The 24,197-nt window shown below is 67.5% G+C and carries 27 protein-coding genes; 18 read left to right on the forward strand and 9 right to left on the reverse strand.

From position 1 onward, the window contains the following. Positions 1-4: 4 nt before the first annotated feature. Together AC5RVV_RS01345 and AC5RVV_RS01350 are read right to left on the reverse strand one after the other, a co-directional pair. Positions 5-751, reverse strand: coding sequence for an ABC transporter permease (locus AC5RVV_RS01345; protein WP_493999650.1), 747 nt, complete (start codon positions 749-751; stop codon positions 5-7). After that, positions 748-1,698, reverse strand: coding sequence for an ABC transporter ATP-binding protein (locus AC5RVV_RS01350; RefSeq protein ID WP_493999651.1), 951 nt, complete (start codon positions 1,696-1,698; stop codon positions 748-750). Before AC5RVV_RS01350 ends, AC5RVV_RS01345 begins: the two co-directional genes overlap by 4 nt. A gap of 107 nt (positions 1,699-1,805) precedes the next feature. On the opposite strand from AC5RVV_RS01350, the gene AC5RVV_RS01355 reads away from it, so the two are divergent. From AC5RVV_RS01355 to AC5RVV_RS01385, 7 genes are all read left to right on the forward strand, one after another. After that, positions 1,806-2,576, forward strand: a complete 771-nt coding sequence (locus AC5RVV_RS01355) for a helix-turn-helix transcriptional regulator (RefSeq protein ID WP_493999652.1) — start codon at positions 1,806-1,808, stop codon at positions 2,574-2,576. After that, on the forward strand, positions 2,576-4,060 hold the full coding sequence (gene sufB, locus AC5RVV_RS01360; protein ID WP_493999653.1) for a Fe-S cluster assembly protein SufB: 1,485 nt from the start codon (positions 2,576-2,578) through the stop codon (positions 4,058-4,060). The genes AC5RVV_RS01355 and sufB overlap by 1 nt, the downstream gene beginning before the upstream one ends. Further along, the gene (gene sufD / locus AC5RVV_RS01365) at positions 4,060-5,343 is read left to right on the forward strand and encodes a Fe-S cluster assembly protein SufD (protein ID WP_493999654.1); all 1,284 of its coding nucleotides are present in this window, start codon (positions 4,060-4,062) and stop codon (positions 5,341-5,343) included. The genes sufB and sufD overlap by 1 nt, the downstream gene beginning before the upstream one ends. After that, positions 5,343-5,702, forward strand: coding sequence for a non-heme iron oxygenase ferredoxin subunit (locus AC5RVV_RS01370; RefSeq protein WP_493999655.1), 360 nt, complete (start codon positions 5,343-5,345; stop codon positions 5,700-5,702). Before sufD ends, AC5RVV_RS01370 begins: the two co-directional genes overlap by 1 nt. Positions 5,703-5,761: 59 nt before the next feature. After that, positions 5,762-6,523: a Fe-S cluster assembly ATPase SufC gene (gene sufC, locus AC5RVV_RS01375; protein WP_493999656.1), complete on the forward strand. Its 762-nt coding sequence runs from the start codon at positions 5,762-5,764 to the stop codon at positions 6,521-6,523. Between the two features lie 2 nt (positions 6,524-6,525). Then, positions 6,526-6,855, forward strand: a complete 330-nt coding sequence (locus AC5RVV_RS01380) for a metal-sulfur cluster assembly factor (protein ID WP_493999657.1) — start codon at positions 6,526-6,528, stop codon at positions 6,853-6,855. Between the two features lie 85 nt (positions 6,856-6,940). Then, positions 6,941-7,765, forward strand: coding sequence for a Pr6Pr family membrane protein (locus tag AC5RVV_RS01385; protein ID WP_493999658.1), 825 nt, complete (start codon positions 6,941-6,943; stop codon positions 7,763-7,765). 43 nt (positions 7,766-7,808) lie between these two features. On the opposite strand, the gene ypfJ is transcribed toward AC5RVV_RS01385, so the two are convergent. Further along, positions 7,809-8,708 carry a KPN_02809 family neutral zinc metallopeptidase gene (ypfJ, locus tag AC5RVV_RS01390; protein WP_493999659.1) on the reverse strand — a complete coding sequence of 300 codons (900 nt, stop codon included), beginning with the start codon at positions 8,706-8,708 and terminating at the stop codon, positions 7,809-7,811. A 145-nt stretch (positions 8,709-8,853) separates the two neighbouring features. Here ypfJ and abc-f point away from each other — a divergent pair, with 145 nt between their 5' ends. Further along, positions 8,854-10,452, forward strand: coding sequence for a ribosomal protection-like ABC-F family protein (gene abc-f, locus AC5RVV_RS01395; RefSeq protein WP_493999660.1), 1,599 nt, complete (start codon positions 8,854-8,856; stop codon positions 10,450-10,452). 111 nt (positions 10,453-10,563) lie between these two features. Here the strand turns inward: abc-f and AC5RVV_RS01400 are convergent, their stop codons facing one another. From AC5RVV_RS01400 to AC5RVV_RS01410, 3 genes are read right to left on the reverse strand one after another with little or no spacing between them, the layout of a single operon-like run. After that, a complete protein-coding gene (locus tag AC5RVV_RS01400) occupies positions 10,564-11,463 on the reverse strand; it encodes an SURF1 family cytochrome oxidase biogenesis protein (RefSeq protein ID WP_493999661.1) in 900 nt (299 codons plus the stop codon). Next, on the reverse strand, positions 11,464-11,694 hold the full coding sequence (locus AC5RVV_RS01405) for a hypothetical protein (RefSeq protein ID WP_493999662.1): 231 nt from the start codon (positions 11,692-11,694) through the stop codon (positions 11,464-11,466). Further along, a complete protein-coding gene (locus tag AC5RVV_RS01410; protein WP_493999663.1) occupies positions 11,691-12,275 on the reverse strand; it encodes a DUF3099 domain-containing protein in 585 nt (194 codons plus the stop codon). Before AC5RVV_RS01410 ends, AC5RVV_RS01405 begins: the two co-directional genes overlap by 4 nt. A 117-nt stretch (positions 12,276-12,392) precedes the next feature. On the opposite strand from AC5RVV_RS01410, the gene AC5RVV_RS01415 reads away from it, so the two are divergent. Together AC5RVV_RS01415 and AC5RVV_RS01420 are read left to right on the forward strand one after the other, a co-directional pair. Beyond that, complete coding sequence (locus AC5RVV_RS01415; RefSeq protein ID WP_494001253.1) at positions 12,393-13,127, forward strand: beta-ketoacyl-ACP reductase; 735 nt, start codon at positions 12,393-12,395, stop codon at positions 13,125-13,127. 153 nt (positions 13,128-13,280) lie between these two features. After that, positions 13,281-14,033, forward strand: a complete 753-nt coding sequence (locus AC5RVV_RS01420; protein WP_493999664.1) for an SDR family oxidoreductase — start codon at positions 13,281-13,283, stop codon at positions 14,031-14,033. Positions 14,034-14,051: 18 nt separating this feature from the next. Here AC5RVV_RS01420 and AC5RVV_RS01425 read toward each other — a convergent pair whose 3' ends face one another. Together AC5RVV_RS01425 and serB are read right to left on the reverse strand one after the other, a co-directional pair. Further along, positions 14,052-15,941, reverse strand: a complete 1,890-nt coding sequence (locus tag AC5RVV_RS01425) for a transketolase (RefSeq protein ID WP_493999665.1) — start codon at positions 15,939-15,941, stop codon at positions 14,052-14,054. A 193-nt stretch (positions 15,942-16,134) separates the two neighbouring features. Continuing rightward, entirely contained in the window at positions 16,135-17,028 is an 894-nt protein-coding gene (gene serB / locus AC5RVV_RS01430; RefSeq protein WP_493999666.1) for a phosphoserine phosphatase SerB, read from the reverse strand. Positions 17,029-17,134: 106 nt separating this feature from the next. On the opposite strand from serB, the gene AC5RVV_RS01435 reads away from it, so the two are divergent. The 5 genes from AC5RVV_RS01435 (at position 17,135) to AC5RVV_RS01455 (ending at position 20,530) form a co-directional block, all read left to right on the forward strand. Next, positions 17,135-17,923: an ABC transporter ATP-binding protein gene (locus AC5RVV_RS01435; protein WP_493999667.1), complete on the forward strand. Its 789-nt coding sequence runs from the start codon at positions 17,135-17,137 to the stop codon at positions 17,921-17,923. A gap of 14 nt (positions 17,924-17,937) precedes the next feature. Continuing rightward, a complete protein-coding gene (locus AC5RVV_RS01440) occupies positions 17,938-18,714 on the forward strand; it encodes a sulfite exporter TauE/SafE family protein (RefSeq protein WP_493999668.1) in 777 nt (258 codons plus the stop codon). Continuing rightward, positions 18,711-19,523: a TrmH family RNA methyltransferase gene (locus AC5RVV_RS01445; RefSeq protein WP_493999669.1), complete on the forward strand. Its 813-nt coding sequence runs from the start codon at positions 18,711-18,713 to the stop codon at positions 19,521-19,523. The genes AC5RVV_RS01440 and AC5RVV_RS01445 overlap by 4 nt, the downstream gene beginning before the upstream one ends. 105 nt (positions 19,524-19,628) lie before the next feature. Next, entirely contained in the window at positions 19,629-19,886 is a 258-nt protein-coding gene (locus AC5RVV_RS01450) for a type B 50S ribosomal protein L31 (protein WP_493978504.1), read from the forward strand. A gap of 149 nt (positions 19,887-20,035) precedes the next feature. Beyond that, a complete protein-coding gene (locus tag AC5RVV_RS01455; RefSeq protein WP_493999670.1) occupies positions 20,036-20,530 on the forward strand; it encodes a hypothetical protein in 495 nt (164 codons plus the stop codon). A 66-nt stretch (positions 20,531-20,596) separates the two neighbouring features. On the opposite strand, the gene AC5RVV_RS01460 is transcribed toward AC5RVV_RS01455, so the two are convergent. Continuing rightward, positions 20,597-21,391: a hypothetical protein gene (locus tag AC5RVV_RS01460; protein ID WP_493999671.1), complete on the reverse strand. Its 795-nt coding sequence runs from the start codon at positions 21,389-21,391 to the stop codon at positions 20,597-20,599. Positions 21,392-21,948: 557 nt separating this feature from the next. Between AC5RVV_RS01460 and AC5RVV_RS01465 the strand changes: the two genes are divergently transcribed. From AC5RVV_RS01465 to AC5RVV_RS01475, 3 genes are all read left to right on the forward strand, one after another. Next, positions 21,949-22,434, forward strand: a complete 486-nt coding sequence (locus AC5RVV_RS01465; RefSeq protein WP_493999672.1) for a hypothetical protein — start codon at positions 21,949-21,951, stop codon at positions 22,432-22,434. A 519-nt stretch (positions 22,435-22,953) separates the two neighbouring features. Beyond that, on the forward strand, positions 22,954-23,091 hold the full coding sequence (locus AC5RVV_RS01470) for a hypothetical protein (protein ID WP_493999673.1): 138 nt from the start codon (positions 22,954-22,956) through the stop codon (positions 23,089-23,091). Between the two features lie 536 nt (positions 23,092-23,627). Then, a complete protein-coding gene (locus tag AC5RVV_RS01475; protein WP_493999674.1) occupies positions 23,628-24,197 on the forward strand; it encodes a DapH/DapD/GlmU-related protein in 570 nt (189 codons plus the stop codon).

Below are 24,197 nucleotides of genomic sequence, written 5' to 3' on the forward strand. Positions count from 1 at the left end.
TGACTTAGCTCCATTTGAACCAGCGGATGGCGGCAAGGCTGGCCACTACGGTCCAGGCCAGCAGCACGATTGAGGCGGTGAGATTGAACTGCGCGTCGATCAGGGCGCTGCGCAGGGCGTCGCCCAAGGCCGTCGAGGGCAGCACGTGGGCGGCCGGCTCGAAAACGTCGGGCCAACTGGCCACCGGAAAGAGGATACCCCCGGCCGCCGCCAACAGCACCCACAGCAGGTTGGTGATCGCCAGCGTGGCTTCCGGCCGGACAGTACCGGCGATCAAAAGGCCCAGCGAGGTGAAAGCCGCGGCACCGAGCACCAGTTGCGCGGCCGCCGGCAGGAGGCCGCCGAGCGCGGGCTGCCATCCGAGGAAGACGAGGGCTGTCCCGCCCACCACCACCACCTGGATGACCATGATGGCCAGCACGGCGAGGATCTTTCCCAGGATCAGGCCGCTCTGTCCCAACGGCGTGGTGGACAGAAAGCGGAGAACCCCGTAGCGGCGGTCGAAGCCGGTGGCGATTCCCTGGCCGGTCAGGGCCGTGGATACCGTGCACAAGGCCAGGACGCCCGGGGCGGCCATGGCGATCCTGTCGTCCGTAAAGGTGTCCAGCAGCGGCGTGACGGTCAGGCCGATGAGCGCCAGGAGCGGCAGGATGATGGCGATCAGCAACTGCTCGCCGTTGCGCAGCATGCCCAACGTCTCGTAGCGGCCCTGCAGGGCGATCCGGCGGATCAAGGCGGCGGGCGCGCTCATCGCAGGTCCTTCCCGGAAATATCGAGGAAGACATCTTCCAGTGAGCGCGGTGCCATGTGGATGGAGGCCGGCATGACATTGTGGGCCGCCCACTCCGCCGCCAGGGCGGCCAGCAGCGCGGGGGTTATGTGGCCGGCCACCATGTAACGGCCGGGAACGTTTTCGACGGCGGCGAACGGCTCGGGCAGGGCGAAGGACAGGCCCGGGGCGGCATCGAACGTCAGCAGGCGTTCGACGCCGGCGCTCTCGTCCGTGGCCGCCGTGAGTTCGGCCACCGTGCCGTGCACCACGGTCCTGCCGGCATCGATGATGAAGACGTAGTCGGCCAGCCGCTGGGCGTCGTCCATGAGGTGCGTGGTGAGGATGATGCCCAGCCCCTCGGCCCGCAGTTCCTGGATCAGGTCGAACACCACGGCCCGGGACTGCGGATCCAGGCCCGCGCTCGGTTCGTCCAGGAAGAGGACCTCCGGATCGCCGACCAGGGCGGCGGCCAGCGCGACCCGCTGCTTTTGACCGCCGGAGAGCCTGCGGATGGGTGTGTTGGCGAAGCCGTTGATGCCCAGCCGCTCCGCCAGCTCGTCCACGCTGCGGGGGTCCCGGTACATCCCGGCAACATGCTGAAGCAGGGCCAGCGGCCGGATGGCCTGCGGCAGGCCGCCTTCCTGCAGCATGACGCCCACCCGGCTGCGCAGCTCCGCTCCCGCCTGGTAGGGATCCTGGCCGAGCAGCCGAACGGTGCCGCCGTTGGGGCGCATGAGGCCCTGCGCGCAGGCTAAGGTGGTGGTCTTGCCCGCGCCGTTGGGCCCGAGCAAGGCCGTGACCTGCCCGGGGTAGGCGCGCAGGTGGACCCCGTCGATCACGCGGATCATCTTGTTGTCCAGGGCCTCCACCGGTCCCAGATCTTTCACGAGTCCCTGGATATCCAGGCAGGGTTCGGAGGTAGGCACCCGAACATTCTACGGGACGTAGAGCGGTCGACGCAGAGCACGCTCCGCTAAGGCCTGCCTTACTGGTAGCGCGGAATAGAATACGTCATGATTGTGTTGTGTATTCCATGACCAGTAGTGCTTCTTTGCGTGCCCAGGCACCGGAGTCCGAGGAGCGGACCCGGGACCGGGTGTTGAATGCCGTTTTGGAACACGGACCCGTCAGTGCCGCCGGGCTCGGCGAGATACTGGGCTTCACCCCCGCGGCCGTGCGGCGCCATCTGGATGCCCTGTCCCGCAAGGGCCTGATCGAGGTCAAGCTCACCGCGAATTCTGCCACCGGTGCCGGTCGCCCGGCCCGCAAGTACGTGCTGAGCCGGCAGGGCCAGACGCGCCTCGGCAACGACTACCTGGATATTGCGCGAACCGCATTGGCGGCCCTGGGCGAGGCTGCCGGCCGCGAGGCGGTCGCCGAGTTCGCGCGGAACCGCTACCGGGACATGGAAGAACGCTACCGCCCGGTGGTGGAGGCGGCAGGGCCCGGAATTGAAGAGCGGGCCAAGGCGCTGGCGGAGGCGCTGAGCGCCGACGGCTTTGTCGGGTCCACCAACGTGGTGGGAACCCAGGCGCCGCACAGCACCATGCTGGCCGTTCAGCTGTGCCAGGGGCACTGCCCGGTGCAGCAGCTGGCAGCAGATTTCCCGGACTTCTGCGACAGCGAAACCGAAGTTTTCTCCCGGCTGCTCGGGGTGGATGTCAGGCGACTGTCCACGCTGGCCAGCGGGGGACATGTGTGTACGACCCACATCCCGGTGGGTCGAACAAGGTCTGCGGTTCGACCCGTCGAACCGGCGACAGGCACGAGACGAGTATCCATCAATCTGCAAGAGAGGCCGTGATGACGGACCAAGTGGATCAGAGCATGAGGAACGCGGTCGGGACGACCGATGTAGCCGACACCACCATTTCCGAAATCCTGGAAAAGAACCCCGAGCTGCATGGCATCGGGACCTACGAATACGGCTGGGCCGACGCCGACACCGCCGGCGCCAACGCCCGCCGCGGTCTGAATGAAGAAGTGGTCCGCGACATCTCCGCCAAGAAGGGCGAGCCGCAGTGGATGCTGGACCTGCGTTTGAAGGGCCTGAAGTACTTCGACCGCAAGCCGATGCCCACCTGGGGCGCCGACCTGTCCGGCATCGACTTCGACAACATCAAGTACTTTGTCCGGTCCACGGAGAAGCAGGCCAAGACGTGGGAGGACCTGCCCGAGGACATCCGGGTCACCTACGAAAAGCTGGGCATCCCCGAGGCCGAGCGTGAGCGCCTGGTTTCCGGCGTCGCGGCCCAGTACGAGTCCGAGGTCGTCTACCACCAGCTGCGCGAAGACCTGGAAGCCCAGGGCGTCATCTTCCTGGACACCGACACCGGCCTGAAGGAACACCCGGAGATCTTCCAGGAGTACTTCGGCTCGGTCATCCCGGTGGGCGACAACAAGTTCGCCTCGCTGAACACCGCCGTCTGGTCCGGCGGCTCCTTCGTCTACGTCCCCAAGGGCGTCCACGTCGATATCCCGCTGCAGGCCTACTTCCGGATCAACACCGAGAACATGGGCCAGTTCGAGCGCACGCTGATCATCGCCGACGAAGACTCCTACGTACATTACATCGAGGGCTGCACGGCGCCGATCTACAGCTCGGACTCGCTGCACTCCGCCGTCGTCGAGATCATCGTGAAGAAGGGCGCGCGCGTCCGGTACACGACGATTCAGAACTGGTCGAACAACGTGTACAACCTGGTGACCAAGCGGGCCATCGCCCACGAGGGCGCCACCATGGAGTGGGTCGACGGCAACATCGGCTCCAAGGTCACCATGAAGTACCCGGCGGTCTACCTCACCGGTGAGCACGCCAAGGGCGAAACGCTGTCCATCGCCTTCGCCGGTGCGGGCCAGCACCAGGACACCGGCTCGAAAATGGTCCACATTGCGCCGAACACGTCCAGCGCGATCGTGGCCAAGTCCGTGGCCCGCGGCGGCGGCCGCTCGGCCTACCGCGGCCTGGTCCAGGTGCGCGAGGGCGCGAAGAACACCAAGAACAGCGTGGTCTGCGACGCCCTGCTGGTGGATACCATCTCGCGCTCGGACACGTACCCGTACATCGACGTCCGCGAGGACGACGTCACCATGGGCCACGAGGCGACCGTGTCCCGGGTCAGCGAAGAGCAGCTGTTCTACCTGATGACGCGCGGCCTGGCCGAAGACGAAGCAATGGCCATGATCGTGCGCGGTTTCATCGAACCGATCGCCCGCGAGCTGCCGATGGAATACGCCCTCGAGCTGAACCGCTTGATTGAACTGCAGATGGAAGGATCCGTAGGTTAATGACTGAGATCACTGAGAAGGCACGCATCGGTGCTCCGGCCATCGACGGATTCACGGAGGAAGGCGAAAATCTCTCCCCGGCCAACGCTGCCGCAGGCCCGCTGGCCGGCGACAGCGCCAAGAGCCACAGCCACGGAGGCGGCGTCGGTGTTCCGGACAGCTCCCGCGCCGGCCGCCTGACCTCATACAAGGCGGAAGACTTCGGCCCGCTCACCGGACGCGAAGAAGACTGGCGGTTTACCCCGCTCAAGCGCCTGCGCGGCCTGCAGAGCGACGCGCTGACCGGTACCGGCCCGGCGGTCACCGTCACCGGCCCCGAAGGCGCCGAGCTGCCGGCCGGCGTCCTGGTCGAGACCGTGGGCCGCGCCGATGCCCGCATCGGCGTCGCCGGCATCCCCGAGGACCGCGTCTCGGCCGCCGCCTGGGAGGCCTTCCGCGAAGCGACAGTGGTGACCATCCCGGCCGAGGCCCAACTGGACTCCGGCGTCGCCGTGGTGGTGGAAGGCAACAGCACCGAGCTGTCCGCGCAGCACCTGGTCATCGTGGCCGAAAAGTTCTCCAAGGCCGTCGTCGTGCTGGATCACAAGGGCAGCGCCACGGTCTCGCAGAACGTGGAGATCGACGTGCAGGACGGCGCCGACCTCACCGTCGTCTCGGTGCAGGAATGGGCCGACGACGCCGTTCACGCCTCCTCGCAGCAGGCCCGCGTGGGCCGCGACGCGAAGTTCAAGCACGTGACCGTCAGCCTGGGCGGCGACCTCGTCCGCGTCACGCCGTCCACCCGGTTCACCGCCACCGGCGGCGATGTGGAAATGTACGGCCTCTACTTCGCCGACGCCGGACAGCACCTTGAACACCGCCTGTTCGTGGACCACGCGGTGCCGAACTGCAAGTCGCGGGTGCTGTACAAGGGCGCCCTGCAGGGCAAGAACGCGCACACCGTCTGGGTGGGCGACGTGCTGATCCGCAAGGAAGCCGAGGGCACCGACAGCTACGAGGCAAACCGGAACCTGGTGCTGACCGACGGCGCGCGCGCCGACTCGGTGCCGAACCTCGAAATCGAGACCGGCCTGATCGAAGGCGCCGGCCACGCCAGCACCACCGGCCGCTTCGACGACGAGCACCTGTTCTACCTGATGGCGCGCGGCATCCCGCAGGACGTCGCCCGCCGCCTGGTGGTCCGCGGGTTCCTCAACGAGGTCATTCAGCAGATCCGGGTGCCCGCCCTCGAAGAGCGCCTCAATGCGGCGCTCGAGCGGGAACTCGAGGCGGGCAACCTCTGATGAGCGGGACGCCGCGCGGCGAACTGGTGTGCCAGGCCTCCGACATACAGGTCAACCAGGCAGTGCGCATCCTGATCGATGACTACCCGGTAGCCATCGTCAGGGACTCCGAGGGCGAGCTCCACGCCATCGGGGACACCTGTTCGCACGCGGACGTCTCCCTCTCCGAAGGCGACGTCGAAGGCTGCGCGATCGAATGCTGGGGCCACGGTTCCCAGTTCGATTTGCGCACCGGCGAGCCGCTGAGCCTGCCGGCGTTCGAACCCGTCCCGGTGTTCGCGCTGGCGCTCGATGGCGACAGTGTCTACGTAGACGTCACGAACGTCCTCAACGGGGCGCCTGCCCCGGACCTCAACTAAAAACTTCCATCACGTGAACGGCGCCCGCCCGCACCGGGCGCAAAGGAGAAAGCAGACAGATGTCTACTCTTGAAATCAAGGACCTGCACGTCAGCATCGACACCGAGCAGGGCAGCAAGCAGATCCTCAAGGGCGTGTCCCTGACGATCAACACCGGCGAGATCCACGCCATCATGGGCCCGAACGGTTCCGGCAAGTCCACCCTGGCGGCCACCATCGCCGGACACCCGCGCTACAACGTCGACTCCGGCTCCATCACCATGGACGGCGAAGATGTGCTGGCCATGAGCGTTGACGAGCGCGCCCGCGCCGGCCTTTTCCTGGCCATGCAGTACCCGGTCGAGGTGCCCGGCGTGACCATGACCAACTTCCTGCGGACCGCCAAGACCGCCCTCGACGGCGAGGCCCCGAAGCTGCGTACCTGGACCAAGGACGTCAAGGAAGCGATGAGCCAGCTGCGCATCGACGCAGACTTCGCCCAGCGCAACGTGAACGAGGGCTTCTCCGGCGGCGAGAAGAAGCGCGTGGAGATCCTCCAGCTCGAACTGTTCAAGCCCAAGTTCGCCATCATGGACGAAACCGACTCCGGCCTGGACGTGGATGCGCTCAAGGTGGTCTCCGAAGGCCACAACCGCGTGCATGCCGGCGGCGCGATGGGCACCCTGCTCATCACCCACTACACGCGTATCCTGCGCTACATCAAGCCCGACTTCGTGCACGTCTTCGTGGATGGCCACATCGCTGAAGAGGGCGGCCCCGAACTGGCCGACCGTCTCGAAGAAGAGGGCTACGACCGCTACCTGACAGCAGCGAAGGCCTGATCATGACAGAAGCCAATGCCCCGCAGACGTCCCTGGAGGACGTCGAGGAAGCGCTCAAGGACGTCATCGACCCTGAGCTGGGCGTCAACATCGTGGACCTCGGCCTGCTGTACGGGCTGAAGTACGCCGACGACGGTGCCCTGCTCATCGACATGACGCTGACCACCGCCGCCTGCCCGCTCACCGACGTCCTCGAGGAGCAGACCGGCCAGGCGCTGGACGGCGTGGTGGACGAGTGGCGCCTCAACTGGGTATGGATGCCGCCGTGGGGTCCGGAGCGGATCACCGACGACGGCCGCGACCAGATGCGCGCCCTCGGCTTCAATATCTGATTCGACGAATCGACAGCGGGCCGGTCACCTTCGGGTGGCCGGTCCGCTCCTGTCTTGACGCCGTCCCGCGGGCTAGGATCGGGTCATGAGTGCGTCGAGTGCGGCAACGAAGCGGCGGCGGGGACGCTATGACGAGGTCCACGTCGCCGCCGCCTACCACGGCCTGACCGCCCTGCTGGCCGTCGTGGGCCTCGCCGTCGGCATCACAGCCGTGCCGGCGGCGCCCGGCTATGGCGCCGACGCCGCGCATGCCTGGTGGAACTACGCCAGCGCCCCGGGGGTGCAGGCCGCGCTGCTCGTTTTTGTGGTGAGCCTGACGCTGCTGATGGATTCGACCACGGCCGGGGGACGGCTCTGGCGGGCAGCCCGGGCCGCCACCCTGGCGGCCATGCTGCTGGTCTTCCTGGCCCAGTTCACCCCGTTCCGAGGCTTTCCCGAAGCCGCCGGGCTGACCGCTGCCTGGGTGATGGCGGACCGGCTCCTGCATTACGTGCTGCCCGTCGTCGTCGTGACCGGCTGGCTCATCTTTGGTCCGCGGCCCCGCATCGGCGCCGGCGCCGTGACGGTCGGGCTGGCCTTCCCCGGTTTCTGGCTGCTCTGGACGGGCATCAGGGGTGCCGCGACGGGTTGGCTGCCGTACAGCCCCGGGACGGCGGGGCCGGGGGAGTTGCTGATGACGGGCATCGGCCTGATCCTGGTCTGGCTGGGGGCGGGCATGGTGTTCCTGCTGCTGGACACGACGATGGGCCGCGAGCCCGACGGATATCTTCCGGGATTCGGGCCCGGGGATCCCGCCGAGGGCAGGGCCGGGACCTCCGGGGGCACCCCGCCGGCCGGGGTCTCCGGGGGTGCACCGCCGTTTGCCGCGGGCATCCGGGAGGCGGACCCCGTGGATCCACGGGACCTGTAGCCTTCGCGGGCTGCGTCCGGGACCTGCAGCCTTCGCACCTGCGTCAGGCGGGTCGGTCGAGGTCCGGGGCCGAGAACGTATCGCACCGGCCGGCGTCGCCGGTCCGGTAGCCGTGCAGGAACCAGCGCTGCCGCTGCTCGCTGGAGCCGTGCGTCCAGGTGTGGGGGTTGACCTGCCCCGCGGCGGCTTGCTGGATGCGGTCGTCGCCGACGGCGGCCGCGGCGGAGAGGGCGTCCTGCAGGTCCCGCTGGGTCAGCGGCTGCATGAAGGGTTCCCCGGTCCGTTCGTCGATCTGCTCGGTGGCGTTGCCGGCCCACACCCCGGCATAGCAGTCCGCCTGAGGTTCCACCCGGACTGCGCCGGATTCGGGTCCCTGGGGATCCTGTCGGGCGTAGTCGATGGCACCGGTGAGGTTCTGGATGTGGTGCCCGAACTCGTGCGCCACCACGTATTCCTCGGCCAGCGGCCCGCCGCTGGCGCCGAAGCGGGTGGTCAGTTCGGTGAAGAAGGAGGTGTCGAAATACGCGGTCTGGTCGGATGGACAGTAGAACGGGCCCACCGCGCTGCTGGCCCTGCCGCAGCCGGTGCTGACGCCGCCGTCGAACAGGACGGTCTGCGGGGCCGGGTACCGCATGTTGTAGCGGGGGAGATAGCCGGCCCAGAAATCGTTGAGGCTGTTGACGGCCCCCACGATGCGGCAGTCGGTGCGCTCGTTGGCGTCGGCGCCGGTGCGGCATTCTTCCTGCAGGGCCGAACCACCCGGCTGCTGCTGTTCCTGGCCGGCGCCCAGGCCGAAGCCTTCCAGCACTTCGGGCGAAACGCCCAGGAGGCTGGCAATGAGGACGAGGAGGCCGCCGCCGCCGATGGCGATCTTGCCGCCCAGGCCGCCGCGGCGGTCCTGAACCTGTGACGTATCCAACTGGGAGCCGCGGGAGAAACTCATTCGCCAAGGATAACCGTCCGATCAGAGCGGGGCGGAGGGGTGGGGACGGCTTGGGTTGCCGGTAGACTGGAAAGGTTGATTTCCGCCCGTCCCGTCTGGACGGCGCCCGGGCATCCCTCCCGCACCCCTTCGAAAGGCTTCCACTGTGATTACCGTCAACGATCTTGAGCTGCGTGCCGGGGCCCGTCTGCTCATGGAGGCGGTGTCCTTCCGTGTGGACAAGGGCGACAAGGTGGGGCTGGTGGGCCGCAACGGCGCCGGCAAGACCACGCTGACCCGCGTCCTCGCCGGAGAAGGCATGCCTGCCGCCGGGACCGTGGTGCGCACTGGTGAAATCGGTTACCTGCCCCAGGACCCGCGCACCCCCGACATGGAACAGCTGGCCCGCGACCGGATCCTCTCGGTGCGGGGCCTCGACGTGGTGACCCGCAAGCTGCGGGAAACGCAGTCGGACATGGCCAGCACCGACGCCGACGTCCAGGCCAAGGCGATGCGCCGCTACGACCGGCTGGAGGCCGAGTTCATCTCCGGCGGCGGTTACGCCGCCGAGGCCGAGGCGGCCGCCATCTCCTCCAACCTGGCCCTGCCGGAGCGGATCCTGAACCAGCCCCTGCGGACGCTGTCCGGCGGCCAGCGCCGCCGCGTCGAGCTGGCCCGGATTCTGTATTCGGGTGCCGACACCATGCTCCTCGACGAGCCGACCAACCACCTCGACGCCGACTCGATCAGCTGGCTGCGCGAGTTCCTGAAAAACCACCAGGGCGGCCTCATCGTGATCAGCCACGACACCGGGCTGCTGGAAGCGACCGTCAACAAGGTCTTCCACCTGGACGCCAACCGCGCCACCATCGACATCTACAACATGAACTGGAAGCGCTACCTGTCCCAGCGCGAGACCGACGAGCGGGCCCGCAAGCGTGAGCGCGCCAACGCCGAAAAAAAGGCCCAGGTCCTCATGGACCAGGCGAACAAGATGCGCGCCAAGGCCACCAAGGCGGTGGCGGCCCAAAACATGGCCAAGCGCGCCGAACGCCTGCTCAGCGGCCTGGACGAGGTGCGCGCACAGGACAAGGTGGCGGCGCTGCGCTTCCCCGATCCCGCACCCTGCGGCAAGACTCCGCTCACCGCCGAAGGCCTGAGCAAGTCCTACGGCTCGTTGGAGATCTTCACGGATGTGGACCTGGCCATCGACCGCGGCTCCCGCGTGGTGATTTTGGGCCTGAACGGCGCCGGCAAGACCACGCTGCTGCGCATGCTGGCCGGGGTGGACACCCCCGACACCGGCGATGTGCTGCCCGGCCACGGACTGAAGATCGGCTACTACGCCCAGGAACACGAAACCCTGGACGTGGACCGGACCGTGCTGGAGAACATGCGCTCGGCCGCCCCCGACCTGCAGGATGCCGAGGTGCGGAACATCCTCGGTTCCTTCTTGTTCTCCGGGGACGACGTGAACAAGCCCGCGGGCGTGTTGTCCGGCGGCGAAAAGACCAGGCTCGCCCTGGCCACCATCGTGGCGTCGTCGGCCAATGTGCTGCTGCTGGATGAGCCGACCAACAACCTGGACCCCGCCAGCCGGGCGGAAATCCTGGGCGCACTGCGCAACTACAGCGGCGCCGTCGTTATGGTGAGCCACGACGAAGGGGCGGTGGCGGCACTGAACCCGGAGCGCGTCGTGTTGCTGCCGGACGGCGTCGAGGACCTCTGGAATGAGGACTACCTGGACCTGGTGACGCTGGCCTGATGCCGGGCACAGCGCCGTCGCAATCGAAATTGCCTAGGCGCGCATCGCCGAGCGAGGAACGAGCGAGGTGTCTAAGCGCCGTGCAATTTCGGTTATAGACGGCGCTGCAGTTCAGTCGTCGCGGCTGAGCAGGGTGCCGTCGGTGCGGAACCCCTGGGCGTCCAGCAGGGCGTCTTCCTCTTCTTCGGCCGTCGGCCGCTTGCTCCGGCGTTTCGGGGCAGCGGCGCGCGGCGCCGGATTGGCCTGGTGGTATCCGCTCAGCGCCTCCTCTTCCTCCGCGTACCGGCTGTGGTGCGCCTGCTGGCGGGCGGCATAGCCGTAGCCGACAAACAAGAGCACACCGAAGGCGTACCACTGCATCGAGTACGACAGGTGCGGTCCTTCGTCGATGGCCGGTTTGGGGATCTGCACGGGCTGTACGGCCGCGGCGGGGGATTCCGCCGCCATCAGGCCGTAGCTGCCCGTATGCACCGGGTACCCCAGCTCGGCCGCATAGGCGTCCAGGTTAATGGACGCGAGCTGGCCGTCCGGGGCCCCGCGGCTGACCGGGCCTTCGCCTGGCTTGACCCGCGCGACGACGGTGACGTCGCCTTCCGGGGCGGCGGGAATGGTGTCCGGATGGCCGGCCTGGTGGTTGCCGATCGGGAGCCAGCCCCGGTTGATCACCACGGCGCTGCCGTCCTCGAGGCGCAGCGGGACAAGTACCTCGTAGCCAGGCCGGCCGTTCAGCGGGCGGTTGCGCACGATCCGCTGCCCGGCGTCGTCGTACTCGCCGGCGAGGACCACCGGCGTCCATTCCACCGCGTCATCGGCGCTGGCGAAGATGTCCGGCACCTCGCTGAACGGCACCGGATCGGCGTCGTAATTGTTCTCCACCGCTGCGATGACGTTGCGGGCCTGGTCCCGGCGGTCCATCTGCCAGTTGCCCAGCAGCACGCACACCGCGGCCAGCAGGGCAACGATCAGCAGCCAGCCCAGCCACTTGCCGCTGAGCAGGAATCGGTAGGACATTCAGGCACCTTCCAAGGGGAGCGTTTCGCGCCAGAGGCTGCGCTGGATGAGATAGTCCTGCAGCCACTCCCGGTGTCCGCCGCACGCCAGCCAGATCTTGCGGCGCTCGGGGGTATGGATTTTCGGGTTGTTCCACAGCAGCTGCCACTGCGCGGCCTGACGGCAGCCCTTGCGCGAGCAGACGGGGGAGTCGGCCGCCAGCCCGCCGCCGAGTTGGTCTAGGAGGTTCACGCGGCCGCCTTCCGCCGGCGCCGCTTGGTGACGGGGCTCAGGTTTCCGAGAAACGCGGATGGCTGGTCGTCAACCTGGTTGCCGTCGGGCGCAGGAACGTTCTCTGGGGCGGGAGCGTCGGCCGCCGTCGCGGCCGGGCCCTGCGGCTCCGACCAGTCGGAGGCGGGGCGGACGGGCGGGGAGGACGGGCCGGGGCTGCCGTCCGGTCCCTGCCCGGCGTCGTCGATCAGTTCGCCGGTGAGGACTTCGTCCGGGTCGGCCCCTGCGTCTCCCGCCCGGGCGGAGGGGGCCTCCAACTCCGGCTGCGGCGCCTGGTCCAGCAGGGCGGTGCTGTGCTGCAGGTTCGATTTGTCGCTGCCGCCATTGGCGATGATCACGGCGATCCACGGCAGGAAAACGGCGCCGCCCACGAAGAACCAGCGGAACCAGCTGTCGATGAAGAAGAAGAGCAGCAAACAGGCCAGCCGGATACCCATGGCGAGCGTGTACTGGACCATGCGCCGGTGCATCTCATCGGTATGGCTTTCGGGGACGTCCGTAATGCTCAGGACTTCCGGCTTCTCGTCAGGCTGCTTGCTCATCACACTCCATCAGGGCTGTATCAATTCTCCCACGATGGCCGGAATGTCTAAAGCCGCGCGACGATGACCGGGCGGCGGATATCCCGGGCTAGGATTCCATAGGAAAACAGCAGCGTGATGGAGGTAAGAGTGAGCAACGAACAGCAGCCCGGCCGCAGCGTGCTGGTCACCGGCGGCAACAGGGGAATCGGGCTGGCGATTGCCCGGGCCTTCGAAGCGAACGGGGACAAGGTGGCGATCACCTACCGCAGCGGCGAGGTTCCCGACGGACTCCTGGGTGTGAAGGCCGATGTGACCGATGCCGGGTCCGTGGACGCTGCCTTCACCGAGGTCGAGGCTGCCCACGGTCCCGTGGAGGTCCTGGTCGCGAATGCGGGCGTCACGCGCGACATGCTGCTGCTGCGGATGAGCGAAGAAGACTTCACCAGCGTGGTGGATACCAACCTGTCCGGTGCGTTCCGGGTGATCAAGCGGGCCTCCAAGGGCATGATCAGGCTGCGGAAGGGCCGCGTGGTGCTGATCTCCTCGGTGGTGGGCCTCTACGGGTCGCCCGGCCAGATCAACTATGCCGCGTCCAAGGCCGGCCTGGTGGGCATCGCCCGGTCGCTGACCCGCGAGCTCGGATCGCGCAACATCACCGCCAACGTGGTGGCCCCGGGCTTCGTCAACACGGAAATGACGGCCGTCCTGCCGGAAGACACCCAGAAGAACTACCTGGCGTCCATCCCGGCCGGCCGCTTCGCCGAACCCGAAGAAGTTGCGAACGTGGTCCGCTGGATTGCCAGCGACGAAGCCGCCTACATCTCCGGCGCGGTCATCCCGGTGGACGGCGGATTGGGAATGGGCCACTAGGCAACCCAGGCAGGTGTTCGGGCCGCGTTTTGTCGGCTCTCGACAACGGATAAGGCTTCGGGGACTGGCAAGATGGAACCCGAAGCCTTTTCCGGTTGGGCGTTTCCTACAACGCGCCGGCCGGACCACCACTGAGAACCTCGAGGAGCAGCCATGGGCGCACTGGACGGCAAAGCAGCAATCGTAACGGGATCATCGCGCGGCATCGGCGCGGAGGTGGCCAAGCTCCTGGCCGCCGAGGGAGCGTCGGTGGTGGTCAACTACCGCCAGAAGGCACCCCGCGCGAACAAGGTAGTGGCGCAGATCGAGGAAGCCGGCGGCCGCGCCGTCGCCGTTGCCGCCGACCTCACCGCGGCAGAGGGGGCCGAGGCGCTGGTCGAGGCCGCCAGGCAGAACTTCGGCGGCGTCGATGTGCTGGTGCTCAACGCGTCGGGCGGCATGGAGTCCAGCATGGGCGAGGACTATGCCCTGCGCCTGAACCGCGACGCGCAGGTGAACATGCTCAAGGCCGCGGCCGAGGCGATGCCGGCCGGCTCCCGGGTGGTGTTCGTCACCAGCCATCAGGCCCACTTCATCCGTACCGTGCCGACCATGCCGGAGTATGAGCCGGTGGCCCTGAGCAAGCGCGCCGGCGAAGACGCGCTGCGCGAACTGCTGCCGGAGCTGGAGGCCAAGGGCATCTCGCTGGTGGTCGTGTCCGGCGACATGATCGAAGGCACGGTGACCGCGACGCTGCTGGACCGTGCCCGCCCCGGCGCGATCGAGGCCCGCCGCGCAGAGGCCGGCAAGCTCTACTCGGTGGAAGAGTTCGGCGCGGAAGTGGCCAAGATGGTTACCGCCGATGTCCCCTCCGGTCACACGGAATACGTGGGCGGGGCCGAGTCCTTCCTGCAGGCGCAGGGCTAAGGGCCCGCAGGATCCCGACTACTCCCGGACCAGTCGGCGCGCCGCGGCGGCTATGTGCCGCGCCGAGATGCCCGCCCGGTCCAGCAGGTCCTGTGGCGCACCGGACGTCGGCAAGCCGTCGACGGCCAGCCGGACCAGTTTGAGGTCCGGTACCCGCGCCTGGGTCAGGGAATCGGCCACGGCCGAACCGAGCCCGCCTTCGGGATAGTGGTCCTCCACCGTGATGATCCGGCCGCCCGTGGCCCGGCACGCCGCCAGCAGCGTCTGGTGGTCGATGGGCTTGATCGAATAGAGATCGACCACCCGCGCGCCGATGCCGTCGTCGGCGAGCCGGGCGGCCGCGGCCAGGCATTCGTGCAGGGTGACGCCCGCTCCGACGAGGGTGACGTCGTCGTGGTCCGTAGCCCGGTGCACCTTCGCCCCGCCGATGGGGAATTCTTCGCCCTCCCCGTACAGCACGGGGTAGTCGCCCCGCGTGGCCCGGAGGTAGCAGATGCCGGAAGTGTCCGCCATGACGCGGACCAGACCGGCGGTCGAGGGCGCGTCGGCGGGGTAGAGGACGGTCGAGGTGTGGATCGCCCGCATCGCGGCCAGGTCCTCGAGCGCCATCTGCGACGGCCCGTCCTGGCCGATTTCGACGCCGGCATGGGTGCCGACCAGGCGGATGTCCACCTCGGATACCCCGGCCATCCGGATGAAGTCGTAACCGCGGGAGACGAGGAACGCTGCAAAACTGGCGGCAAACGGCACATACCCGCGCACGGAGAGTCCGGCCGCCGCCGCCACCATCTGCTGTTCGGAGATGAACATCTCGAAGAAACGCTCGGGCGCCGCTTTGCTGAACTCCCCGGCCTTGGTGGAGTTGCCCACCTCGCCGTCCAGGACCACCACCTCGGGCCGGGCGGCGAGGGCAGCCAGAGCCTCGCCGAAGGCGGTCCGGGTGGCGACGGAATCGCCCGCCGTGTAGGCGGGCAGCGCGACGGCGGCCGCGGGGTTGGGTGTGATGGCCGGGTCACCGGGTTCCGGCGGCAGCGGGGCGATCCGCAGCCTGGTCGGGCCGCCCAGTGCCTCGATGGCGGTCGCGGCGACGTCCTCCGGCAGCGCCTTGCCGTGCCAGCCGTCCCTGTCCTCCACCGCGGGAACGCCCTTGCCCTTGACAGTGCGGGCCAGGATGACGCTGGGCCGGTCGGTGGTCTCGCGCGCGGTGGCGAAGGCTTCGTCGATAGCGGCCAGGTCATGGCCGTCGATCGGCAGCGGCTGCGCGCCGAAAGCCCTGATCCTTGCGGAGTACCGGTCCAGGTCCCAGCCCAGTGCGGTCGGCCCGTTCTGGCCCAGCCGGTTCACATCCACGATCGCCGTCAGGTTTCCCAGCCGGTAGTAGGCGGCCTTGTCCAGCGCCTCCCACATGGATCCTTCGGTCATCTCGCTGTCCCCGCAGAGGACCCATGTCCGGTAGGGAAGCCGGTCCAGGTACTTGCCGGCCAGGGCGATGCCGACGGCCACGGGCAGCCCCTGGCCGAGTGAGCCGGTTGCCACATCCACCCAGGGCAGGGCCGGCGTGGGATGTCCCTGCAGCCGGCCGCCGAACTGTCGGTAGGAATCGAGCAGCTCCGTTTCATCGATCACTCCGGCGGCCCGGAACATGGCATAGAGCAGCGGCGAGGCATGCCCCTTGGAGAACACCAAGTGGTCGTTCGCGGCGAGCTCCGGCCGCTGCCAGTCATAGCGCAGGTGGTTCGCCAGGAGCACCGCCATGAGGTCGGCCGCCGAGAGCGACGAGGTGGCGTGGCCGGAGCCGGCGCGGGTGGTGGCCCGGATGGAGTCGACCCGCAGCTGCGCCGCCAGACGCCGGCACGTCTCGGCCGCGTCCGGATCCAGGGTGGCGGTTGGTGTGGAATGCGTGACCATCGCTGGTTCTCCTTCACGGCAGGTTCCGGGAACCCCCGCCCGGAGGCCGGCAGCACGGGCGCGGTCCGGGAAGGTTCAACCGACCCTACTCCGGCACGTGGCCCTGCGGTAGGGTCCGCGTCCCACGGAAACCGGCCGGCACGGGATGGCGGGTCCGCCCGTCGCGGGCGGTTGTCAGACTCCGCGGGCGGTGTCAGACGCCGGCGAAGTAGCGGGCCACATCCAGGTAGGGAATGTTGATGGCGGCGTCGGCGGCCGCCCGGACCGCCGGCTTGGCGTTGAACGCCACGCCGAGACCGGCGGCCGCGAGCATGTCCAGGTCATTGGCGCCGTCGCCGATGGCAATGGTCTGGGCCAGGTCGATCGCCTCAGCCGCGGCCCATTCGCGCAGCACTGCCTCTTTCACCGCCCGGTCCACCACGTCACCGTCCACCGTGCCGGTCAGCAGCTCCGCGTCGATGCCCAGCAGGTTGGCCCGGTGGTAGGTCAGCTTGAGCTCGGCGGCCAGCGGATCCAGGATCTGGCTGAAGCCGCCGGAGACCACGGCCACCGCGTGGCCGGCGGCCAGGAAGGCCTCCACGAGTTCCCGGGCGCCGTCCGTCAGCCGCACCGCGGCACGGACACGGTCGATCACGTCGAGCGGTAGGTCCTTCAGGGTGGCCACCCGGGCGTGCAGGCTCTGGGCGAAGTCCAGTTCACCGCGCATCGCCGCCTCGGTCACGGCGGCCACCTCCTCGCGCTTGCCCGCATGCTCGGCCAGCAGTTCGATGACCTCCTGCTGGATGAGCGTGGAGTCCACGTCCATGAGCAGCAGCTTGCGCTGCGGCCCGGCCAGCGACGCGTCCATCACGGCCGTGCCCAGCTCGTCTGTGAGGACGGGGGCCAGCGCCGCCCGCAAGGCTGCGACGCCGTCGGAGGCACCGCCGTCGTACTCCACCGTCAGGACGGTGACCTGGAAACGGTCGTTGGCCGCGTTCTCCAGCTCCCTGATGCTCCCGCCGGCTCCGGTGACCGCTGCCTGCACGGCAGCGAGGTAGGCGTCGGGGAGTTCCCGGCCGTAGGAGACGACACGGAGGAGCGAGGGCATGATGATTCCGTTCTACGCAAAGCTTGGGGGAGGGCCGGGTCCATCATGGCAGGCTCCGGCGCCGCGTTTGGCGAATACTACGCGTTTTAGCCTACTGTCTACTGATATGAGCGATGTACTTGAATTTGCCGGGGTCACTGTTGTCCGCGGGCGGAAAACCCTGCTCGACGGCATTGACTGGCAGGTCAAGGAGGGGGAGCGCTGGGTAGTGCTCGGCCCCAACGGGGCGGGCAAGACCACGCTGCTGCAGATCGCCGGCGCACGCCTGCATCCCACCCGCGGGATCGCCGGGATCCTGGACGAGACCATGGGCAAGGTCGACGTGTTCGAGCTGCGGCCGCGGATCGGCCTGGCCTCCGCCGCGCTGGCGGGCCAGATCCCCGAGCACGAGCAGGTGCTCAATGTGGTGGTCACCGCCGCCTACGGGGTGACCGGCCGCTGGCGCGAACAGTACGACAAGATGGACGAGCGCCGGGCCTTCCGGCTGCTGGACGCCTGGGGCATGTCCACCTTCATGAACCGCACCTTCGCCACCCTGAGCGAGGGCGAACGCAAGCGCGTGCAGATTGCCCGGGCCCTGATGTCCGATCCCGAACTGCTGCTGCTGGACGAGCCGGGTGCCGGCCTGGACCTGGCCGGCCGCGAGGATCTGGTGCGGCGGCTGAGCGAACTGGCCCGGGACGAGGACGCGCCGGCGCTGGTGCTGGTCACCCACCACCTGGAGGAAGTGCCGCCGGGCTTCACCCACGCCATGCTGCTGCGCGAGGGCGGGGTGGTGGCCCAGGGGCCCATCGCGGAGGTGCTGACCGAAGAGAACCTGAGCACCGCCTTCGACATGCCGCTGAGCGTGAAGCACGACGGCGGCCGCTACACTGCCGTAGCCAAGCGCGCCTAGGCGGCGCCCGCCTCATGGATGTGCTGAACGCTGCCCTGATCGGGCTGGGCGGGCTGTGGGCCGGCACCATCAACAGCATTGTCGGCTCCGGCACGCTGGTCACGTTCCCCATTCTCGTGGCGCTGGGCTATGCGCCGGTGACCGCGACCATTTCGAACGCGATGGGCCTGATCGCCGGCAATGTGGGCGGCGTCTACGGCTACCGGAGGGAACTGGCCGGGCTGCGCCGCACCCTGGCCATCCTGCTTCCGGCCTCACTGCTGGGCGGGATCACCGGCGCTTGGCTGCTGCTGCACCTGCCGGAGGAAGTCTTCGGCGTGGCGGCCCCGTTCCTGATCGTGGTGGCGCTGCTGTTCGTGGTGTTCCAACCGAAGCTCCAGGCCTGGGTGCGGGACCGCCAGGCCGCGCAGGCCCGGACCCGGCCGCGGCCGTGGCTGCTGCTGGGGCTGGTCTATTTCGCCGGTGTCTACGGCGGCTACTTCGTGGCCGCGCAGGGCGTGCTGCTGGTGGGAATCCTCGGGGTCTTCCTGCACGGCACCCTGCAGCAGGCCAACGCGGTGAAGAACGTGCTGGTGCTGGGCGTGAACATCATCGCCGCCATCTCCTACATGCTCTTCGCGTTCGACCGGATCGACTGGCCGGTGGTGCTGGTCATCGCCATCAGTTCGCTGATCGGTGCGCTGATTGGCTCCGCCGTGGGACGCCGGCTGAAGCCGGTGGTGTTGCGCAGCATCATTGTCACCCTTGGCCTGGTGGCGCTGTTCGTGCTGGTCAGGAACCTCTTCGCATGAACCTGGTGCGCCTGGACTCCGCCGCCGATCCGCGGGTGGCCGACTACGCGCAGCTGACGGACACCGCGCTGCGCCGCCGCCGCGAGCCCGCCGAGGGGATGTACATCGCCGAAAGCTCCAAGGTGCTGCGCCGCGCCATCGCCGCCGGCCACGCCCCGCGGTCTTTCTTCCTGACCGACAAGTGGCTGGACGACCTGCGCGATGTGATCGACAGGTTCCCCGAGGTGCCCGTGTTCGTCGGGACGCCCGAGGTGCTGGAGGCGATCACCGGATTCCACCTGCACCGCGGCGCGATGGCCGCCATGCACCGGCCCGCGCCGCTGCCCGTCGAGGACGTGCTGGCCGGTGCCCGCCGGGTGGCAGTGCTGGAGGACATCGTGGACCACACCAACGTGGGCGCGATCTTCCGATCCGCCGCCGCCATGGGCATGGACGCGGTGCTGCTCAGTCCACAGTGCGCCGACCCGTTGTACCGGCGCAGCATCCGGGTCTCCATGGGCACGGTCTTCCAGATTCCGTGGGCCCGGCTGCCGGAGTGGCCGGAGGGTGTTGCCGCGCTCCGCGACGCCGGGTTCATAACGGCGGCGTTGGAGCTGACCGAGGACGCCATCGCCCTGGATGAGCTGGAACGGCGCAGCTACGACAAGCTGGCGCTGGTGCTGGGCACCGAGGGCGCCGGCGTGAGGGAGCAAACGCTCGACCGGGTGGATCTGACCGTGATGATCCCCATGCGTGCGGGAGTGGACTCCCTGAACGTTGCGGCCGCCAGCGCGGTCGCGTTCTGGGCCTGCCGTGTCACTTCGACGTGAGCCCGCAGAATGCGGTAGAGTTGTGTGCTGGCCCTGATGGGGCTGCCATCTTTCCATCCTTCTAGCCGCTGGCAAAATCCAGGGGCGCGTAGAAAAGGTACAACTATGAAGTCTGATATCCATCCGGCATACGCCCCGGTCGTGTTCCGCGACCTGGCCTCCGGCGTTTCCTTCCTGACCAAGTCCACCGCGACGTCCAAGCGGACGGTGGAGTGGGAAGACGGCAACAGCTACCCGCTGATCGAGGTTGAAATCTCCTCGGAGTCCCACCCGTTCTACACCGGCAAGCAGCGCATCATGGACAGCGCCGGCCGCGTGGAGCGCTTCAACGCACGCTTCAAGGGCTTCGGCGGCAAGAAGTAACCACTTCGCCCCGCCAGGCTTTCAGCGAAGCCCGCACCGCCCGGTGCGGGCTTCGCCGTTTAACGCGCCGGCGAATTGGATCGGCGGGAGGGGGCCCGGCGCGCCTGTCCCTGGCGTTCCCGAGCCGGCCGCGAGGTTAGGCTGCTCGCATGGCATCAACACCACACCATGAAGTGGTCCGCCCGGGGCGGCGGCGCGACCATGGGCGCTCTGGGGCGGCATGGGCTCCGACCGCGCTGGCCGTTTCCGCCCTGCTGCTCACGGGATGTGCAGCGGGGCCCCAGCAGTTGCCACCCGAGATCACCTGCACCACGCAGTACCGTCCGGACTATGGCAACAGCCTCGGACAGGAGGCCGGCCAGTTGGTCCTGCCCAGGGTCGACGGCACGACGGGGGACCGGCAGGAGCTGACGGCCGGCTCGTTCCGGCTGTCCGGAAGCTACACAGGGGAGGCCCCGGACGGACGCGCAGTCTCGCTGGCCATCACCGACGAGGCCGGCAAAGCGCTGGCGATCATGCTGTACCAGCTGGAGGACGGCGCCTCCCTACAGTCCCGCTTCGCCGGGGGACACGGGTTCACAGGTCTGCACTACATCCGCGACGGAGAAGCCGAACTGCAGCTGTTCTGCGCCGCCGACGGGTAGGTTGCCGGGCGGGAGCTGATCGCGTGACCAAAGAGGCGCAGCTCAGTCCGTGCTGCGCCAGCTGGTTCATGGCTCGGTCTGCGGTGACCCCGGAGACCAGCAGCCGCCCTGCGGCGTACGATGCCACGTTTGCCGGGGCCCTTCCCATTCGCGTGCGACGTCGGTGAGCCAGATCGTGGTATCGGGGTTCCACCCGGCGACGACACTTGCCGTGGCTGAATCAATCCGGAGCGGGCGCGTGGCGCCGTTGAGATATGCGACAACAGTCAGGTGGACGGCATCCCATTCCTGCGCAACTTGTGCCCAGTCGGGAATCACCCATCGGCCGGTCCGTCCGGTAGTGCGGTACCAGTCGTGCCGGCGGGAGGCGGTAACCTCCAGGGGGAAGGCGCGGCACAGGCGGATCCAGTCATCCCCCGTGCGGATCTCATAGGTTCGCCCCACTCCACGGACCGGGATGGTGGTGGCATCTTCCCCGCCAAGGCTGTCTTCGACGAGGTCCAACCCTGACGGAATCTGCCCGACGGTCTGGAGCAACCCCTGCGGGATAGACCACCACGTGCCGGACCAAGGTGCCCCGGGGTCATCGGGCCGGTCTTTCGCAGCCCGAGCTTCTTCGGCTCGCTCTCCACGTCCCCACTCAGCCAAGGTTCGCTGGGGGTCTTTGGGCAGCGGCGACGGATCCTCCGCCGATCGCCAGTCAATTGCCCACTGCTCGATCCGGCGAGGCAGACCCCATTGCCGCCCCGTCGACGAATCCATGACCTGTTCGGCCACGGGGTAGAGGGCGCCGACGACGTCGGGCTGCCCGGCGAGCACGTCTTCACCCTCCGGCTCCTGCCAGTACCTGGCCGACGCCACGGCTAGTTGCAGCGCCGATTGAATGAGTACACCCTTCAGGGCACCCGGATCCAGGGAAGCAATCGCTGCCGCAAACTCTTTCGGTGATGCAGGAGGGAGAGCAACACCTTGACCGGCGGTCAGCAGGACTGTTGAGGAGCCCCTTCCAGAATCGAGTTCGTATGCCAGCCTGGATGCGGCCGTTCTGACGTCCGGGCTGAGCGCCTTCGCCAGCTCGAGGCATAGGCGTCGCCCGCGCGGTCCCTCAAGGAGCAAGTCGGCCCTGTTCTGCATTCGATCATCGTCGCACCTGGAGAGGCCGTGCGGGTTAATTTCAGACGGCGGCGCGGCTAGCCAGAGTCTCTGGATGCTCGCACCGGTGATAGGCCCTGGTCGCATGCTCGACATCGGAATCGACTCTTGCCCGGAGACATCGGAATCGACTCTTGCCCGGATAGGCCAACACCCAGACGGTGGCTCCAAAAGTTTGGTGTTTGCGCTGGGGCGGTCAGAGGGAGTTCGTCGGTCCTCTGCACTGGCCATACGTCGCGTGGGGGAACTTTCCTATGCTGGGGGCTATGACATCGATCGTGTTTGCCCCAGCCGACCTCGTCATTGCCACCAGCGACGGTATTGATGTGCGCTTTGGAGGCATCGAACTCGACACCGATGTGCCACCCGGCCCTCAGCACCCGGAGGGTGGCAAGGGTATACGGCTCAGGCTGGCGGGCGTCCGGGGCGAAGAGACACAGCGGCGTGATGTGCTCTTCCTAGACACACGGGACGCGTGGATCAGGCGAATGAAGGCTCAGGGCATGGAAGCTGCGGGCCCTTCTCCCACAATGCCTGGAGTACCGGTCTTGGAACGGGTGAATGCGCTCTTGGATGACGGCCGCGGCACCGAGTATCGGTGCGTACAGGGGCAGGTGGCCGGGGACGGAACCGAATGGGATGCCTCCTGGGTTTATCTCCCCAACCCCCCGGAAGCAGCACGAAGCCTCAGGATACGGTTCACCTTGGACGGAATACCGACGGGCAGGGAGTGCGAGCTACAGCTTCGCTAGGACAGGGCTTCAAGCTCGCGCCAGCCTCACAGCCGAAGGGTAGGAAGTTGTTCCGGGATACCGGTGCACGGGCTGGCCATCGAGCCTGACCCCGAACGGCTTCACTGACTGCGTCTGGCCGATTGGGAGGCCCTTCAGCACAGCCCACGCAGTGATGTTCATCGGCATCTCAGGAATTAGCAAGAGCACTCGGGCGATGTCGTCCGTCGCGTTCCTTCCGAGTGTTCGCTCAACAGTGTCATTGGCATGAGGTGGTCCGGTCGGACGCACAGCATGCATGGTTTGGCCGCATAGCTCCAGCGGAGTGGCCATGGCTAAGCCATGTGATGCCTAGCGCAGCGCCCCCGAGTAGGGGCGACTTGTGCCACGCGGGTCGAGCCTGTGACGCCATCCTCCAACGGCTGCAGGCCCGGCAGCATAGGCTCTCGACCATGAGGACTACGACAACATCTTCACCGTGATGTACATCGGCTTGGGCGTCGTTATTGCCCTGGATCTTGCGGCGGTCATCATCGGGCCATGTGCTTGCGGCAGCGCAACGGGCCGGCACTGTCGGGTGCCGCTGTCGGCATCGGCGCCACCGGCTTCGTCGGCCTCCTGGTGAACCTTGTCCTACCCCTCTATGTCATGCCTCTCATCACCCCGCACATCAACTAAGCGGCTCCGCCGGGAACCCGCTTGTCCTCGGCCTCTAACTTCTGCTGGGGTTGCGCAGCGCCAGCGGAACAACCTTCCAAAATCATCTACGCATTTGCCAGCCCCTGCCGTCGTGGTCCCCTGTCTGGGGTACTGCCCGTAGGGTTTGTCTGTCTCTCCATGAGCGCCTGGGCTTAGGAACGTTTCTGGAGAATCGGACACCGCATTAGAAGGCTCGGGAGGTGGAGGGCAGAGCTGTGCCTGTAGGCCCCGAAACAGGTCGGGACGGTACAGGGACAGAGTCAATAACCGCACCCGTTAGGACGGTATGGGCGTATGGTTGGCAGCTTTCGCCGCAATGTGTGGGTGGTTCGTTAGCACCACCAACAGCGGCATGTGCACACGACTCTGGCGAGTGATCTGCTGTAGGCCGCGGCGTTCCTTCGAATCCGGGGATTGTAATGCCCCGAGAGGTGTCGCCATCTGCCGGCTGCAACATACGCTGGATGCATGGCCACGTCTGGGCGAGCTCTTCCGGGATGAACATGAAGGACACCATGGAACTCGAAGATCTCCTTGAAGCCCTGAACGCCCGCCAAACCATCACGGGGGGCTCGCCGTTCCATGCCGTCATGCACCGGGTCAGCCAGGATGCGCTGCGTATTACCGGCGAGCTTAATGGCGCCTACCAGGAACCTGCGCGGGTGAGGGAGCTGTTGACTCAGCTGACCGGCAAGCCGATTGACGAATCCGTGACGGTTTTCCCGCCTTTCTACGCCGACTTTGGGAAGAACATCACGCTCGGGAAGAGGATTTTCATCAACTCAGGCTGCAAATTTCAGGACCAGGGCGGCGTGGTGATTGGTGACGACTGTCTTATCGGGCACAACTCCGTTTTGGCCACACTCAACCACGACCTTGCGCCGAGCCGCCGCGGGGACATGCACCCGGCTCCCATCGTCATCAACCGCAATGTCTGGATCGGATCGAACGCCACCATCCTGCCCGGCGTGACCATTGGCGAAAATGCTGTCGTGGCGGCTGCCTCCGTAGTTACGAAGGACGTGCCCAAAAATTCCATCGTTGTAGGTTCACCCGCACGCGTCGTGCGCTTCCTTTCCTCCTGA

The organism is Arthrobacter sp. MDT2-34-1 (assembly GCF_059091365.1).